Source organism: Gymnodinialimonas mytili (assembly GCF_037544085.1).
In the GTDB taxonomy this organism is placed as follows: domain Bacteria; phylum Pseudomonadota; class Alphaproteobacteria; order Rhodobacterales; family Rhodobacteraceae; genus Gymnodinialimonas; species Gymnodinialimonas mytili.
Genome location: NZ_JBBIFW010000001.1, coordinates 650,045 through 664,919 on the forward strand (window position 1 = coordinate 650,045; position 14,875 = coordinate 664,919).

The 14,875-nt window shown below is 61.4% G+C and carries 13 protein-coding genes; 4 read left to right on the top strand and 9 right to left on the bottom strand.

What is annotated here, in order from left to right; translation table 11 throughout:
• Positions 1 to 35: 35 nt before the first annotated feature.
• The 4 genes from V8J82_RS03185 to V8J82_RS03200 all read left to right on the top strand — a co-directional run bounded on the left by V8J82_RS03185 (position 36) and on the right by V8J82_RS03200 (position 4,987).
• Positions 36 to 1,637 carry a peptide chain release factor 3 gene (locus V8J82_RS03185; protein WP_339972081.1) on the top strand — a complete coding sequence of 534 codons (1,602 nt, stop codon included), beginning with the start codon at positions 36 to 38 and terminating at the stop codon, positions 1,635 to 1,637.
• A gap of 192 nt (positions 1,638 to 1,829) precedes the next feature.
• Entirely contained in the window at positions 1,830 to 2,444 is a 615-nt protein-coding gene (locus V8J82_RS03190) for a hypothetical protein (protein WP_339972083.1), read from the top strand.
• A 35-nt stretch (positions 2,445 to 2,479) separates the two neighbouring features.
• Positions 2,480 to 2,986, top strand: coding sequence for a hypothetical protein (locus V8J82_RS03195; RefSeq protein ID WP_339972085.1), 507 nt, complete (start codon positions 2,480 to 2,482; stop codon positions 2,984 to 2,986).
• Between the two features lie 153 nt (positions 2,987 to 3,139).
• A complete protein-coding gene (locus tag V8J82_RS03200) occupies positions 3,140 to 4,987 on the top strand; it encodes a DEAD/DEAH box helicase (RefSeq protein ID WP_339972087.1) in 1,848 nt (615 codons plus the stop codon).
• Between the two features lie 6 nt (positions 4,988 to 4,993).
• Here the strand turns inward: V8J82_RS03200 and V8J82_RS03205 are convergent, their stop codons facing one another.
• The 9 genes from V8J82_RS03205 to V8J82_RS03245 all read right to left on the bottom strand — a co-directional run bounded on the left by V8J82_RS03205 (position 4,994) and on the right by V8J82_RS03245 (position 14,874).
• Positions 4,994 to 6,670: a ribonuclease J gene (locus V8J82_RS03205; RefSeq protein ID WP_339972089.1), complete on the bottom strand. Its 1,677-nt coding sequence runs from the start codon at positions 6,668 to 6,670 to the stop codon at positions 4,994 to 4,996.
• A complete protein-coding gene (locus V8J82_RS03210; RefSeq protein ID WP_339972091.1) occupies positions 6,667 to 7,446 on the bottom strand; it encodes a type III pantothenate kinase in 780 nt (259 codons plus the stop codon). Before V8J82_RS03210 ends, V8J82_RS03205 begins: the two co-directional genes overlap by 4 nt.
• 20 nt (positions 7,447 to 7,466) lie before the next feature.
• Positions 7,467 to 8,207 (bottom strand): biotin--[acetyl-CoA-carboxylase] ligase, encoded by a 741-nt coding sequence (locus tag V8J82_RS03215; protein ID WP_339972093.1) that lies wholly within the window; start codon positions 8,205 to 8,207, stop codon positions 7,467 to 7,469.
• Position 8,208: 1 nt separating this feature from the next.
• Positions 8,209 to 9,654, bottom strand: coding sequence for an NADH-quinone oxidoreductase subunit NuoN (nuoN, locus tag V8J82_RS03220; protein WP_339972095.1), 1,446 nt, complete (start codon positions 9,652 to 9,654; stop codon positions 8,209 to 8,211).
• An 11-nt stretch (positions 9,655 to 9,665) separates the two neighbouring features.
• Positions 9,666 to 11,210, bottom strand: coding sequence for an NADH-quinone oxidoreductase subunit M (locus V8J82_RS03225; RefSeq protein WP_339972097.1), 1,545 nt, complete (start codon positions 11,208 to 11,210; stop codon positions 9,666 to 9,668).
• Positions 11,211 to 11,216: 6 nt separating this feature from the next.
• The gene (gene nuoL, locus V8J82_RS03230; protein WP_339972099.1) at positions 11,217 to 13,388 is read right to left on the bottom strand and encodes an NADH-quinone oxidoreductase subunit L; all 2,172 of its coding nucleotides are present in this window, start codon (positions 13,386 to 13,388) and stop codon (positions 11,217 to 11,219) included.
• Between the two features lie 3 nt (positions 13,389 to 13,391).
• The gene (gene nuoK, locus V8J82_RS03235; protein ID WP_339972101.1) at positions 13,392 to 13,700 is read right to left on the bottom strand and encodes an NADH-quinone oxidoreductase subunit NuoK; all 309 of its coding nucleotides are present in this window, start codon (positions 13,698 to 13,700) and stop codon (positions 13,392 to 13,394) included.
• A gap of 119 nt (positions 13,701 to 13,819) precedes the next feature.
• Positions 13,820 to 14,254: a hypothetical protein gene (locus V8J82_RS03240; RefSeq protein WP_339972104.1), complete on the bottom strand. Its 435-nt coding sequence runs from the start codon at positions 14,252 to 14,254 to the stop codon at positions 13,820 to 13,822.
• A 2-nt stretch (positions 14,255 to 14,256) separates the two neighbouring features.
• On the bottom strand, positions 14,257 to 14,874 hold the full coding sequence (locus tag V8J82_RS03245) for an NADH-quinone oxidoreductase subunit J (RefSeq protein ID WP_339972106.1): 618 nt from the start codon (positions 14,872 to 14,874) through the stop codon (positions 14,257 to 14,259).
• Position 14,875 lies beyond the last annotated feature (1 nt).

Consider the following 14,875-nt stretch of genomic DNA (forward strand, 5'->3'; position numbering starts at 1 on the left):
TTGTCCCACGGCGCGCGCGGGAATATACCGCGCCCATGTTGGACAATCGCCCCACCCTGCCCCCGGAAATCGCCCGTCGCCGCACTTTTGCGATCATCTCGCATCCCGATGCGGGGAAAACCACGCTGACCGAGAAGTTCCTGCTGTATGGCGGTGCCATTCAGATGGCCGGTCAGGTCCGCGCCAAAGGGGAGGCGCGGCGCACACGGTCGGACTTCATGCAGATGGAAAAGGATCGCGGCATTTCGGTCAGCGCCTCGGCGATGAGCTTCGACTTTGACGGGCGCTATCGCTTTAATCTGGTCGACACGCCGGGCCACAGCGATTTTTCCGAGGATACGTATCGCACGCTGACCGCCGTTGATGCCGCGATCATGGTGATCGATGGCGCGAAAGGGGTGGAATCGCAAACCCAGAAGCTGTTCGAGGTTTGCCGCCTGCGCGATCTGCCGATCCTGACCTTCTGTAACAAGATGGACCGTGAAAGCCGCGATACGTTTGAGATCATTGACGAAATCCAGGAAAATCTGGCGATTGATGTCACCCCTGCCTCTTGGCCCATCGGGGTCGGGCGCGATTTCCTGGGCTGCTATGATCTGATCCATGACCGGCTGGAGCTGATGGATCGGGCCGACCGCAACAAGGTGGCTGAGTCGGTTTCGATGGACGGGTTGGATGATCCGAAACTGGACGACCACATCCCTGAAGCCTTGCTCGCGCAGCTGCGCGAAGAGGTTGAAATGGCCCGCGAATTGCTGCCCGCCATGGACCGCACCGCCTTTTTGCAGGGCACCCTGACGCCGATCTGGTTCGGGTCGGCGATCAATTCGTTTGGCGTCAAAGAGCTGATGGACGGCATCGCCGAATACGGACCCGAGCCGCAGGTGCAGAACGCCGAACCGCGCGAGGTGGCGCCCGAGGAAAAGAAGGTCGCGGGCTTTGTGTTCAAGGTGCAGGCGAATATGGACCCCAAGCACCGCGACCGCGTGGCCTTTCTGCGCCTGGCGTCCGGGCATTTTCAGCGCGGCATGAAGCTGACCCATGTGCGGTCGAAAAAGCCGATGGCGATCAGCAATCCGGTCATGTTCCTGGCCTCCGATCGTGAGCTTGCCGAAGAGGCTTGGGCGGGCGACATTATCGGCATTCCCAATCACGGCCAATTGCGGATTGGCGATGCGTTGACCGAGGGCGAGGGCCTGCGGTTCACCGGCATCCCCTCTTTCGCGCCTGAATTGCTGCAATCGGTCCGCGCGGGTGACCCGATGAAGGCCAAGCATATGGAAAAGGCGCTGATGCAATTCGCCGAGGAAGGCGCGGCCAAGGTGTTCAAGCCGACCTTTGGCTCGGGCTTTATCGTCGGTGTCGTGGGGGCCCTGCAATTCGAGGTTCTGGCCAGTCGGATCGAGTTGGAATACGGCCTGCCGGTTCGGTTCGAAGCGTCGCAATTCACCTCTGCCCGCTGGGTGCATGGACCAAAAGAGGCGGTCGAAACATTTGCCGCCGCCAACAAACAGCACATTGCTGAGGACAACGATGGTGACCCCGTCTATCTGACGCGCCTGCAATGGGACATCGATCGTGTGGAGCGCGACTATCCCGACATCACGTTATCATCGACGAAAGAATTGATGATCTAAGTCTTAGCCCATGGCGCGACCCGGTCAAGTGGCGCCGTGTGGTCTCAACAGATGATGTGGTTTTGCAATCTATCCACAGTCAAATTTGGCTGATTCACGCTGGATTGTTGTTTATATCCGACATCCCGCATGATCGTTCACATGGTTTAGAAATTTAGGTAATCTCTGGGCATCCCACCATGAGGTGCCGCCATGCCGCTTCAAAATCGTGTTCTGCCGACAGGTGAGATTGTGGTCGATCCGGCCCGTGGCCTGTTCACCGGCAACCGTGGGATCATCCATCGCCCCGATGGGACCCTTGGCACGTCGCGGTGGAGCCACAAGCATTGGCTGGTCTGCACACTGACGCATCCGCGCGGCAAATATCACGGGCCGATGCCCGATCGCGGCTGGTCGGCCCTGTTCTTTCTGGATGAGGCCGTGGCCGTCGCCGCCGGTCACCGTCCCTGCCATTATTGCCGTCGCGACGCGTATCGCGCCTGGATCGCCGCGTGGGAGGCTGCCACCGGCGCAGCGGCTGAGCGGATGGCGATGGACAGCGCGCTGCACCGCGCCCGCGTAACCCGAATCCGTCAACAAGTCCGTCATCAGGCCGAGGCCGATGACCTGCCGGATGGGACATTCATTCTGAGCGGCACGACGCCACACGTGCTTTTGGGTGATGCGATGCTGCCTTATGCGCCGACGGGATATGGCCCGCCGCAAAACCGCCCGAGCGGTCAGATCACCGTCTTAACACCGGCCCCTAGTGTCGGAGTGTTGCGCGGAGGCTATCGGCCAGTTCTACATGACAGCGCACAGATTTAAGCCGCCATTAACCAATTCCACCGTAACTCTGCGCCATGACTTGGCGTTTTTACCTTCTCGTTCCCGTATTGCTGGCGCTGTCGGCCTGTGCCCCCGCGGGACCCGGCATGCACCGCTCGGACATCACCGGGATTGAGGGGGGATTCTCTGAGCGAACGCTGATTTCAGTGGATCGGGACCACCTGCTTTACGGACAAGTTCTGGCCCTGCGTCAAGCGGGGCAAACCTCTCTCACAGTCGAAATCGGACAGGCCATCGACGGTCGTCACTATCGTCTGCGCATGGACGACGCCTATCGCGACGGCGCGGCCTTGCGGTTCGACGGCGTCTCGCGCCGCGAGGAATATTGCGCCCCCGGCTTTGGATGCCGTGGGTATCGCACTGGTTTCATTCACCTTTCGGCACAAGACTTCTCCGATGCCGCGCGCCGGGGATTGCGCGCCCACCTCATTGGACCCGATGCCATGGTCGAGATCTTTGTCCCCGCCGAGCAGTTCCAACAGGCATTGAGACAGGCGCAGTTGATGGGTGTGTTGCCTTAGCCACGGCGCAGCACCATCAGATTTGACGGGTCGGTGGATTTGCCTTATGTCCTGCGCTGTTCCGTGATCCGCACGGAACCGAACGCGGAGCGCGCCGGGTAATTGCGCTCCATCACCTATGCCGCGACTTGCTCGCGGACCGATTGGACGCAAATGACCACATTCTCCGAGCTTCAGCTCAATCCCAAGGTGCAAAAGGCCATCACCGAGGCGGGCTATGAAACCCCGACCCCGATCCAAGAGGGCGCGATACCGCCCGCATTGGAGGGCCGCGACGTTCTGGGCATTGCCCAGACCGGCACCGGCAAGACCGCCTCTTTCACATTGCCGATGATCACCATGCTGGCCCGTGGCCGCGCTCGCGCGCGGATGCCGCGCAGCCTGGTGCTGTGCCCGACACGGGAATTGGCCGCACAAGTCGCTGAAAACTTTGATGTTTATGCCAAACATGTGAAACTCAGCAAAGCGCTGCTGATCGGTGGGGTCAGTTTCAAGGAACAAGAAACGGCCATCGACAAAGGCGTCGATGTTCTGATCGCCACGCCCGGTCGCTTGCTGGACCATTTCGAACGCGGCAAGCTGATCCTGAACGATGTGAAGGTGATGGTCGTCGACGAAGCGGACCGGATGCTGGATATGGGCTTTATCCCTGATATCGAACGGATTTTCGGCCTCGTCCCCTTCACCCGCCAGACGCTGTTTTTCAGCGCAACCATGGCGCCCGAGATCGAGCGGATCACCAATACCTTCCTGTCGAATCCTGCAAAGATCGAGGTGGCGCGGCAATCCACGACCTCCGACACGATTGAACAGCGTCTGATCGAGTTCAAACCGACGCGCCGCGACATGGCCGCAAAGCAAAAACGCGATATGCTGCGCGCCGCGATCACCGCTGAAGGCGAGGCCTGCACCAACGCGATCATCTTCTGCAACCGCAAGGTCGATGTGGATATCGTCGCAAAATCCCTCAAGAAACATGGTCTAAACGCCGAGCCGATCCACGGCGATCTGGATCAATCGCATCGGATGCGCACGCTTGATGGGTTCCGCGACGGATCGATCCGGTTCTTGGTCGCCTCCGATGTGGCCGCCCGCGGTCTCGATATTCCCAATGTCAGCCATGTTTTGAACTACGACATGCCCAGCCATGCGGAAGATTATGTGCACCGGATCGGACGCACCGGTCGCGCAGGTCGGAACGGCGTGGCGATCACCTTGGCGGTGCCCGCTGACGATAAGTATCTGAGCGCGATCGAGAATCTGATCGAACAGCCGATCCCGCGCGCGGAAGCTCCGATGGAGGTCAAGGATAACCGGGGCCGGTCGGATGACGGCAAGGCCGAGGCTGACAAGCCGCGCCGTGGTCGTCGTGGACGGAAATCGGATGAGGCGCAGGCCGAGGCTGAACCCGTCGAGACCACACCGTCTGAGCCCGAAGAAAAGCGCAGCCGGTCTCGCAGCGGACGCGGTCGTGGACGCGAGAATGATCGGGGCGGCAAGATCGTTGGCATGGGTGATCATATGCCCGACTTCATCGCGCTCAGCTTTGACGAGCGACGCGGCGGCCCGGCACGAGACCTGACTGAAACCGCCGAAGATGCGGTGGAACCGACGCCCGAGGCCGAGGCCGCACCTGCGACCACGCCCGCAACTGAAACGGCGGTCGTCGAAACGGTTGACGCGGAAATGGCTGAAGAGGCGCCAAAGCCCAAGCGTCGCCGCACCCGCAAACCGAAAGCGGAAGACACAGAGACCGAGGCAGACCCGACCCCGGACCCCGAGCCCGAGCCCACGGCCGAGGAAAAACCCAAACGCCGTCGTCGGAAGAAAGTCGAGGCACCCGCAGAGGATGCAGCGGTAGACGCGCCGGCGGAGGCCGAAGACGCACCCGCCGAAAAGCCAAAGCGCAAACGCGCTCCGCGCAAGAAAAAGGCCGACGCCGAAGCGCCGACCGAAGCCGCGGCGGAAGAACCTGCGGAAACGCCCTCGGCAGAATCCTGAGGGCGGTTATTCCGCCATCAGACGGCTGACCAACAAGGTCAGCTCGGGCTTCTTGCCGATTTCCTGGCTGCAGACATTGCGGACCACGCGTTTGATGCTCTCTTCCAGCTTGTCATCGTCATCAATGACCTTCGCATCCAGCCGGGGCAGAAGGCGCGCAAGATCGTCTTCGATCAGGTCCTGCAGCGGTGCGCCGGAGGATCCCACCTCTGGCAGACCCCGCAGGGCAACCCAGGCATCTTCCAGCACCTCGTCGGATTCATCGATAATCAGCGCGACGACTACCATCCCGTTCAGCGCCATCTTCATGCGTTCGCGGATCACACCGTCAAAGGCGCCGACAAACGCATCGCCGTCCAGATAGGTGCGCCCCACCTCAATATGCTCGACGGCGCCGGGCGCATTGCCGGTCAGTTCCAGCATGGTGCCATTGGCCGCGATCAGCCCGCGCATCCCCTTCGACGCCGCCAGGCGAGCATGTTCGCGCATATGCCGGAACTCGCCATGGTTCGGGATCAGGATCTGCGGGCGCAGGATATCGTGCATCGCCTCCAGATCGGGGCGGTTCGCATGGCCTGAGACATGGTAAAATCCGGCATTATCGTCAACGATTTCAACGCCTTTCTCGGCCAGGGCGTTCTGGATATAGCCGACCGAGACCTCATTTCCGGGGATCGTTTTCGAGGAAAACAGGAACATATCGCCCTCGGCCAATTCATGGCCCAGATACTTGCCCCGTGACAGGGCGGCGGAGGCGGCGCGGCGTTCCCCCTGGCTGCCCGTGACGATCAGCATCAGGTTCTCGCGGGGGATATCCAGCGCCTCTTCCGGTGAGACAGTGGAGGGAAACGCGGTCAGCACGCCGGATTCCACGCCCGCGCGCACCATCCGCTGCATGGCGCGACCCATCAGGCAGATCGAGCGCCCCGCCGCGACACCGGCATCGGCGAGCGTCTTCAACCGCGCGATGTTCGAGGCAAATGTGGTGGCCACGACCATCCCCTTCGCCTCCTGCACCAAGGCGGTGATGTTTTCCGGCAATTGCGACTCAGATCGGCCGGGATTTCGGTTAAACACATTGGTGCTGTCGCAGATGTAAGCCAGCACACCATCGGCCCCGATCTGGCGCCACATATCTTCGTCAAAGGGCTCGCCCACCACCGGATCGCGGTCGATCTTGAAATCGCCGGAATGCACCACACGGCCCGCGGGCGTGTCGATCAGCAGGGCCGAGCTTTCGGGGATCGAGTGGGAAACGGGCGCGAATTGCACCTGGAACGGCCCGGCTTCGATCACCTGAGGGTAAGCCTCGACAACGCGCACAATTTCTGGGTCATGGCCCGCCTCTTCCAGCTTGCGCATCGCATGGATGGCGGTGAATTTCCGGCAATAGACCGGCGCTTTCAACCGCCCCCAAAGATGCCCGACGGCGCCCACGTGATCCTCATGCGCATGGGTGATGAAGATCCCGTCGATCCGGTCGCGCCGTTCTTCCAGCCAAGCCACATCTGGCAAGATCAGATCGACACCGGGCTGGCCGTCCATGTCCGGAAAAGCCACACCGATATCCACCACGATCAGCCGCTCTGCCCCCTCGGGCCCATATCCATAGACATAGCAATTCATGCCAATCTCCCCCGCGCCACCGAGGGGGAGGTACATCAGACGTGTTCGGTCACTCATATGCGTTTGTTGTCCTTATTGTATTTGTGAATGACCGTCAGCCCGTACATCGTCAGATCATCTTCGATGGTGTCAAATAGCAGTTCCCCTTGTGCAAACAAGGGCGCAAGGCCACCAGTGCCAATGACCTTCATCGGCTTGCCATACTCGGATTTAATCCGCGCGGTGATGCCTTCGATCAATCCGACATAGCCCCAGAACACACCCGATTGGATACAAGCCACGGTGTTGGTGCCGATGACGGCGTCGGGTTTGGTGATGTCCACATGGGGCAAGGCGGCGGCGCCGAGCGCCAGCGCCTCTAGCGACAGGTTCACGCCCGGTGCGATCACACCGCCGACATAGGCACCGTCTTCGGCCACCACATCGAAATTCGTGGCGGTCCCGAAATCGACCACCACGCAATCGCCGCCATGCCGGGCAAAGGCACCCGCCGCATTGGCCAGGCGGTCCGGCCCCACGCCGGTGCCGAAATCGACACGCGGGTCATGGGGCAGCGCGCAATCGGGTTTGCCGACCACCCAAGGGCGCAGATTGAAGAAGCGGTCGCAGAAGACCCGCAGGTTGAAGACAACACGCGGCACGGTCGACGAGATAATGACATCATCGATCTCCGGCTTGATCCCATAATGGGACAGCAGGGTGGAAAACCAGGTGAAATAGGCATCCGCCGTCCGCGAATGGTGGGTGGAGGTGCGCAAGGTACACAGCCAATCCTCGCCATCCCAGATCGAGAAGACGGTGTTGGTGTTGCCGCAATCGATGCAAAGAAGCATATCAGAGGCCTCCGGATATATCAGAAATGGATATCAGCCGCAGAGATGGCGCGGCGCCCTTTGGGCGTCTCGAGGATCAGATTGCCGGTCTCATCGACGTCTTGGAACGTGCCGGTGATTTCTTCGCTTGGTAGGCGGGCGGTGATGACCTCGCCCAGACGCGCAGCATGGGCCAGCCATTCGGTCCGGGTCGGACCGAAGCCATAGGTCACCAGGCTGGCCTCGCGCGCGGCGAAGGCGGGGGCCAACACGTCCAGAAAGGCTTCGGGACTGATTGCGCGGCCCAGGGCCACGGGCGGCACGGCGCGCGGTTCCAACTCGGCCGTCTCGGGCGCCTGGGCCAGGTTCACGCCGATGCCGATGATCAGATGAACCACACCGCCGCGCCCATCACCGAGGCTTTCCAGCAGAATCCCGGCCAGCTTGCCGCCATAGTGCAACACGTCATTGGGCCATTTCAGGCTGAGGGATTCGGGCTCTGCGCCGGTTGCGATCAGGGCGTCCCGCAAGGCCAATGCCGCCACGAAGGACCGCAGCGCGATCTGTTCCACAGGCCCGTCGGGGCGCATCACCAAAGAGGCGGCGAAGTTTCCGCGCGGCATCGACCACGCGCGACCGCGACGGCCTTTGGCTGAACTTTGGGACAGCGCCAATATCCATTCCGGGCCGGACAGGTCGGGCGCCAAACGCGCCGCCTCTGCCATCGTGCTATCGGTCTGGGTCAGGACCCGGCGGCCCACGCCATCGGGCCAATCCGCCATGTCAGCGGGTCAGCATCGCGGCGGCAGCCTGGGCGGGCGCTTCGATCCCGAACAGGTTCACGCCCGGCAACCACCCGAGACACAGGATCGCGGCCATCGCCATCAGACCCGCATATTGGACAAGACCCATCCCGCCATCCAGCGCGTCACGTTCCTCACCGAAATACATCAGGTAGACGATGCGCAGGTAGTAAAACAGGCCGATGACCGAGGCCACAGCGCCCAGAACAGCCAACCACACAAGCCCGGCATCCACCGCCGCAAGCAGGACGGCGTATTTGCCGAAGAAGCCCAGGAAGGGCGGCACACCGGCCAGGCTGAACAGCAGAACCAGAAGCGCACCCGCTTTGGTCCCTTCGCGCTTGGCAAACCCGGCGAGCGATGAGATCTGGGTGACTGGGCGGCCGTCGCGTTCCATCGTGAGGATGAAGGCGAAGGTGCCGATATTCATCACCACATAGATCGCCATGTAGATCAGCATCGCCTCAACGCCCTGGGCCGTGCCCGCGGCCAGACCCATCAGGGCAAAGCCCATATGGCTGATTGAGGAATAGGCCATCAGGCGTTTGATGTCGGTTTGGCCAATCGCGGCGATGGCCCCCACAAACATCGAAATGACCGACAGGAAGGCAACGACCTGCTGCCAATCGCCGACCACACCGCCAAACGCGTCATGCACGACACGCGCAAACAGCGCCATGGCGGCCACTTTGGGCGCCGTAGCGAAGAGGGCTGTCACGGGTGTGGGCGAGCCTTCATACACGTCCGGTGTCCACATATGGAACGGCGCGGCGGAGACCTTGAAGGCGAGGCCCGCCGTGATGAAGACCAGGCCAAGCAGCAGGCCAACCCCGATCTCCCCCTGGGCCGCGGCGATGATCCCATCGAATGACGTGGTGCCCGCAAAGCCGTAGGTCAGCGACGCCCCATAAAGCAACAGGCCCGAGGAGAGCGCCCCGAGAACGAAGTATTTCAGGCCCGCTTCGGTGGATCGCACGCTGTCGCGGCGGAGCGAGGCCACGACGTAGAGCGCCAGGGATTGCAGCTCCAACCCCATATAGAGCGCGATCAGATCCCCGGCAGAGACCATGATCATCATACCCACGATGGCGAGGGTGATCAGAACCGGAAACTCGAACCGCAGAAGATCGCTTTTCAGCATGTAATCATGCGAGATCGCCAGGATCGCCGCCGCCGAGAGCAAGATCGTGATCTTGGCGAACCGGCTGAACGCGTCATCGACGAACATGCCATCGAAGGCCTCGCGGCTGCCCTCCCCGGTGACGGCGATATAGATCGCCATGATCACAAACAGCCCTGCCGTGCCCCAGGTCAGCGCGGGCGCCAAGGCGTCTTTGCTGGTGTAGACGGCAGCCATCAGCGCACCCATCGCAAACAACGACAGCACGATTTCCGGGGTCATAACGGCGAGATCAGATCCGATCATCGGGGGGGCCCTCAGTGGTTAGCGGCGACGTGGGTTGCGGGCTCAAATGCCGCAACGGCCAGGTCGTAATCGGTCAGAAGGGCGGCCACCGAGGGACCGATGATATCGGTCACCAGGCTGGGATAGACGCCCAGAAGCAAGGTCATCACGATCAGCGGGGCGAAGATCGCCCGCTCGCGTGGTGTGATGTCGGAAATGGTCTTGAGGCTTTCCTTGATCAGATCGCCAAAGACGACGCGGCGGTACAGCCACAGCGCGTAGCAAGCCGACAGGATCACACCGGTCGCGGCAAAGACACCGACCCAGGTGTTCACCTGGAACACCCCGACCAGGGTCAGGAATTCCCCGACAAAGCCAGAGGTGCCCGGCAGGCCCACATTGGCCATCGTGAACAGCATGAAGATCAGCGCATAGGCCGGCATTCGCACGACCAACCCGCCATAGGCGTCGATCTCTCGGGTATGCATCCGGTCGTAGATCACGCCGACACAGAGGAACAGCGCGCCCGAGATGAACCCGTGGCTGATCATCTGGAAAATCGCGCCATCCACGCCTTGCTGGTTGGCGGCGAAGATCCCCATCGTCACGAACCCCATATGCGCGACCGAGGAATAGGCGATCAGCTTTTTCATATCCTCCTGCACCATCGCGACAAGCGAGGTGTAGACAATGGCAATCACGCTCATCCACAGGACCAGCGGCGCCAACAGATCGGAGGCGACCGGGAACATCGGCAGGCTAAACCGCAGAAAGCCGTAGCCGCCCATCTTCAGCAGGATCGCGGCCAGCACCACGGACCCGGCGGTGGGCGCCTGCACGTGGGCGTCGGGCAGCCAGGTGTGCACGGGCCACATCGGCATTTTCACCGCAAAGCTGGCGAAGAAGGCCAGCCACATCAGCGTCTGCATGCCGCCGACGACCTGGATGCCAAGCACGCTGAAGGTCTCGGTTCCGAAATTGTGGTTCAGCAGGGTCGGGATGTCTGTTGTGCCCGCATCCACATACATCGCCACCATGGCGACCAGCATCAGGACCGAGCCCAGGAACGTGTAGAGGAAGAACTTGAAGCTGGCATAGATGCGGTCCTTGCCGCCCCAGATGCCGATGATCAGGAACATCGGGATCAGGCCCGCCTCGAAGAACAGGTAGAACAGCACCAGATCCAGCGCGACGAAGACGCCGATCATCAGCGTTTCAAGCACCAGCATCGCGATCATGTATTCCTTGACGCGATGCTCGACCCCCCAGCAGGCGGCAATGGTGATCGGCATCAGGAAGGTCGTCAGCATCACAAACAGGATCGAGATGCCGTCGACGCCAACCTTGTAGGTCAGGCCGAACATCCAGTCATATTCTTCGACCAGTTGGAATTCGGTATCTTGCGCGTCGAATTGAACCAGCAGGAAGATCGACGCCAGGAAGGTCGCGCTGGTGGCAGCCAGGGCCAGGCGCTTGGCGTTGAGCTGCGCCGCTTCATCGTCGCCGCGCAGGAACACCGCCATGATGATGGCAGCGATCAGCGGCAGGAAGGTCACGAAAGAGATCAAGTTGGCCATTGGTCGTTACCCGGCGCTCAGCGAGATCCAGGTGACCAGGAGGACAATCCCCATCACCATCGCAAACGCATAGTGGAAAATGTAGCCGGACTGCGCCCGGTTCAGTTGGCGGGTGAAGAAGGGGATGATCCCCATGGCAAGCCCATTGATCCCGCCATCGATGACGGCCCCGTCGCCGCCCTTCCACAGGAACCGGCCCAGCCACCGCGCGGGCTGCACGAAGAGGAAGTTATAGGCTTCGTCAAAGTACCATTTGTTGAGCAGGAAGTTGTAGAGCGGCCGCTGCTGTTGCGCGAGGCGCCCCGGGATCGTCGGATCGACGATGTAGAACAGATAGGCAAAGGCCAGGCCGATCAGCATCGCGAAGAACGGCGCCGTCTTCACCCAGTAGGAGACGGCATGCGCCTCGTTCAGGATGTCGTTGTCGGGGGCGGCATGGATGGCGCCTTCGCCGGGCGCGCCGACAAGGGAATAGTGATGCTCGTCGCCATATCCTGCGGCGCCGTCTGCGGCGTAGGCATCGTCCCCGTGGCTCTCCTCCGCATGCGCTGCGTCTTCGCCGTGGCCTTCGTCATGGGCCTCATCCCCGTGATGGGCGGCCTCGGCGTAAGGCACGCCAAAGAAGCGGCCCACATCGTCGGTATGGCCGAAGAAGGAATTGTACCAGACCATCCCCGAGAACACCGCGCCGATGGCCAGAGCCCCCAGCGGAACCAGCATGACAGTGGGCGATTCATGGGCATGTTCATGGGTGTGCTTGTCGCCGCGCGGCTCGCCGAAGAAGGTCATGAAGATCAGGCGCCAGGAATAAAAGCTGGTGAAGCAGGCCGCGATCACCAGGGACCAGAAGGCAAATTCACCGATCCCGGGACCGAAGGCAAAGGCGCTTTCGATCACGGCATCCTTCGAGAGGAACCCGGCAAAGCCAAGCGGCACACCGCCCAGGGTGAACAGCGCCACAGGCACGCCCACGCCGGTAATGGCCAGGGTGCCGATCATCATCGCCCAGAACGTATAGGGCAGCTTTTTGCGCAGGCCGCCATAGTTCCGCATGTCCTGTTCGTGGTGCATCCCGTGGATGACCGACCCGGCCCCGAGGAACAGCATCGCCTTGAAGAAGGCGTGGGTGAACAGGTGGAACATCGCCACCGAATAGACGCCGACGCCTGCAGCCACGAACATATAGCCCAGCTGCGAACAGGTCGAATAGGCGATCACGCGTTTGATGTCGTTCTGGACCAGCCCGACGGTCGCCGCGAAGAAGGCGGTGCAGGCACCCAGGATGATGATGAAGTTACCCGCCATGGGAGCATATTCGATCACCGGCGACATGCGGCAGACCAGGAACACACCCGCCGTCACCATCGTGGCCGCGTGGATCAGGGCCGAAACGGGTGTCGGCCCCTCCATCGCGTCGGGCAGCCAGGTATGCAGAAACAGCTGCGCCGATTTCCCCATCGCGCCGATAAAGAGCAGGAAGGCGATGGTCTCGGCCGCGTTCAACTCCATGCCGAGGAACGTGATCGACATCTCCGACAACTCCGCGCCCATGCCGAGGACGATGTCGAACTCGATCGAATCCGTCATCCAGAACAGCGCGAAGATCCCCAAGAGGAAACCGAAATCCCCCACGCGGTTCACGATGAAGGCCTTCATCGCCGCGGCGCCCGCGGAAGGTTTGCGGTAGTAGAACCCGATCAGAAGGTACGAGGCAACGCCCACGCCTTCCCACCCGAAGAAGAGTTGCAGCAGGTTGTCGGCGGTCACCAGCATCAGCATGGTGAAGGTGAAGAACGAGAGATAGGCGAAGAACCGGGGGCGGTAGCTTTCGCCCTCTTTGAAGTTCTCGTCATGGGCCATGTAGCCAAACGAATAGAGGTGCACCAAAGCCGAGACCGAGGTGATCACGATCAGCATGATCGCCGTCAGCCGGTCGATGCGGATCGCCCAATCGGTGAACAGCGTGCCGCTTTCGATCCAGGTCAGGATGGATTCAGAATACGATCCGTTGTCATGGGCCGAAGGATCGAATGTCAGGAAGATTAGCCAGCTCAGCAGGCAGGACAGCCCCAGGAAGGCGGTCGCCACCACACAGGCCGCCTGTTCCCCGATCAACCGCCAGGAGAACCCGCAAATGAGCGCACCGACAAGGGGGGCGAAGAGAAGGATTTGTTCCATGTCTTAGCCCCTTAGGTTGTCGACGGCTTCCACGTCGACCGTGCCGCGGTTGCGGAAGAAACAGACCAGGATGGCAAGGCCGATCGCCGCCTCAGCCGCCGCCACCGTCAGGATGAACAGCGTGAAGACCTGACCCGTCAGATCGCCCAGAAACGAGGAGAACGCCACCATGTTGATATTCACGCTCAGCAGCATCAGCTCCAGCGACATCAGAATGATGATGATGTTCTTCCGGTTCAGGAAGATGCCGAAGATGCCGATAACGAACAATGCCGCCGCCACCGTCAGGTAATGTTCGAGACCTATGGTCATTTTGGTCGTCCCTCCGGGGCCGGTTCGCCCCAATGCGTCTGGGCCGTGTCGCCCGCTTGGTCTTGGCTGGGGCGGGCCTTTTTGCTGGCCGTGCCCCCGGATCTTGTCTGCGCCCGGCGTCAGAAATCAGCCGGGCAATGGGTTGGCGGTGGCGGGATTGCGGGCAAATCGCACCCGCAATGGGATCCCGGCAAGGTGAAAAGCTGGGCCTCGATCCCGGTCTGGCGGTTGATCTGGCGGGCCACTTGCCGAAGCGTCTGGGCCGCATCGTCGTATACGGCGTCGGACATGATGCCCTCCGCATCCCAAAAACGGCCCCAATCGTCCGGGTTGTCGGGCTGCACCGACAGGGCCTGCCGCGTCCGGCATTCCACAACGACGGATCTGTGCGCGTCGCCGGGGCCGTATTCGCTGAACAACACAACCGAGTCGCGATGTCCGCCATATTCGGCGTGGACATCTGCCGCGGGATAGCAGGATTGCACCTCCACGACGCAGGCCTGTGCCGCGGGAGCCGCCAACCCGGCCAGAGATATGAGCGCCGCCCGCTTCACCGTTACAGACCCTGCCCCGGTTTGACGTCTTTCAACTCCATCGCTGTGGCGGGATCGCGCATCATCTGCGCAACGGGGCTTTGGCGTTTGACATCCACACGGTGGCGCAGGGTCAACACGATGGCGCCCACCATCGCAACGAACAGGATCAGACCCGAAACCTGGAATGCCAGGAAGTATTGATCGTAAAGGATCAGACCCAGCGCTTGCGTGTTGTGATCGCCCGCACCTTCGGGCGTGCCGATGGGCGTCGCGCTCATCTCGACACCTTCGGCGGTTTCCCAGACGCCATAGGCCAGCGCCAATTGCATCAACAGAACCACACCGATCAGACCCGCGAGCGGAATGTATTTCGACATCTCCGCCTTGAGTTCGGCAAAGTCGACATCCAGCATCATGACGACAAACAGGAACAGCACCGCGACCGCACCCACGTAGACGATGATCAGAAGCATCGCGACGAATTCGGCGCCCAGCAGCACGAACAGGCCCGCCGCCGACAGAAAGCTGAGGATCAGCCACAGGACCGAATGGACCGGGTTTTTGGCCGTCACCGTCAGCAGCCCGCCGATCACAACCGACAGCGCAAAGAGGTAAAAGGTGAAATCAACGACGCCCATA

Coding starts and splice junctions, on each gene's coding strand:
- V8J82_RS03185 (WP_339972081.1), top strand. CDS start 36: ATGTTGGACAATCGCCCCACCCTGCCCCCGGAAATCGCCCGTCGCCGC.
- V8J82_RS03190 (WP_339972083.1), top strand. CDS start 1,830: ATGCCGCTTCAAAATCGTGTTCTGCCGACAGGTGAGATTGTGGTCGAT.
- V8J82_RS03195 (WP_339972085.1), top strand. CDS start 2,480: ATGACTTGGCGTTTTTACCTTCTCGTTCCCGTATTGCTGGCGCTGTCG.
- V8J82_RS03200 (WP_339972087.1), top strand. CDS start 3,140: ATGACCACATTCTCCGAGCTTCAGCTCAATCCCAAGGTGCAAAAGGCC.
- V8J82_RS03205 (WP_339972089.1), bottom strand. CDS start 6,670: ATGAGTGACCGAACACGTCTGATGTACCTCCCCCTCGGTGGCGCGGGG.
- V8J82_RS03210 (WP_339972091.1), bottom strand. CDS start 7,446: ATGCTTCTTTGCATCGATTGCGGCAACACCAACACCGTCTTCTCGATC.
- V8J82_RS03215 (WP_339972093.1), bottom strand. CDS start 8,207: ATGGCGGATTGGCCCGATGGCGTGGGCCGCCGGGTCCTGACCCAGACC.
- nuoN (WP_339972095.1), bottom strand. CDS start 9,654: ATGATCGGATCTGATCTCGCCGTTATGACCCCGGAAATCGTGCTGTCG.
- V8J82_RS03225 (WP_339972097.1), bottom strand. CDS start 11,210: ATGGCCAACTTGATCTCTTTCGTGACCTTCCTGCCGCTGATCGCTGCC.
- nuoL (WP_339972099.1), bottom strand. CDS start 13,388: ATGGAACAAATCCTTCTCTTCGCCCCCCTTGTCGGTGCGCTCATTTGC.
- nuoK (WP_339972101.1), bottom strand. CDS start 13,700: ATGACCATAGGTCTCGAACATTACCTGACGGTGGCGGCGGCATTGTTC.
- V8J82_RS03245 (WP_339972106.1), bottom strand. CDS start 14,874: ATGGGCGTCGTTGATTTCACCTTTTACCTCTTTGCGCTGTCGGTTGTG.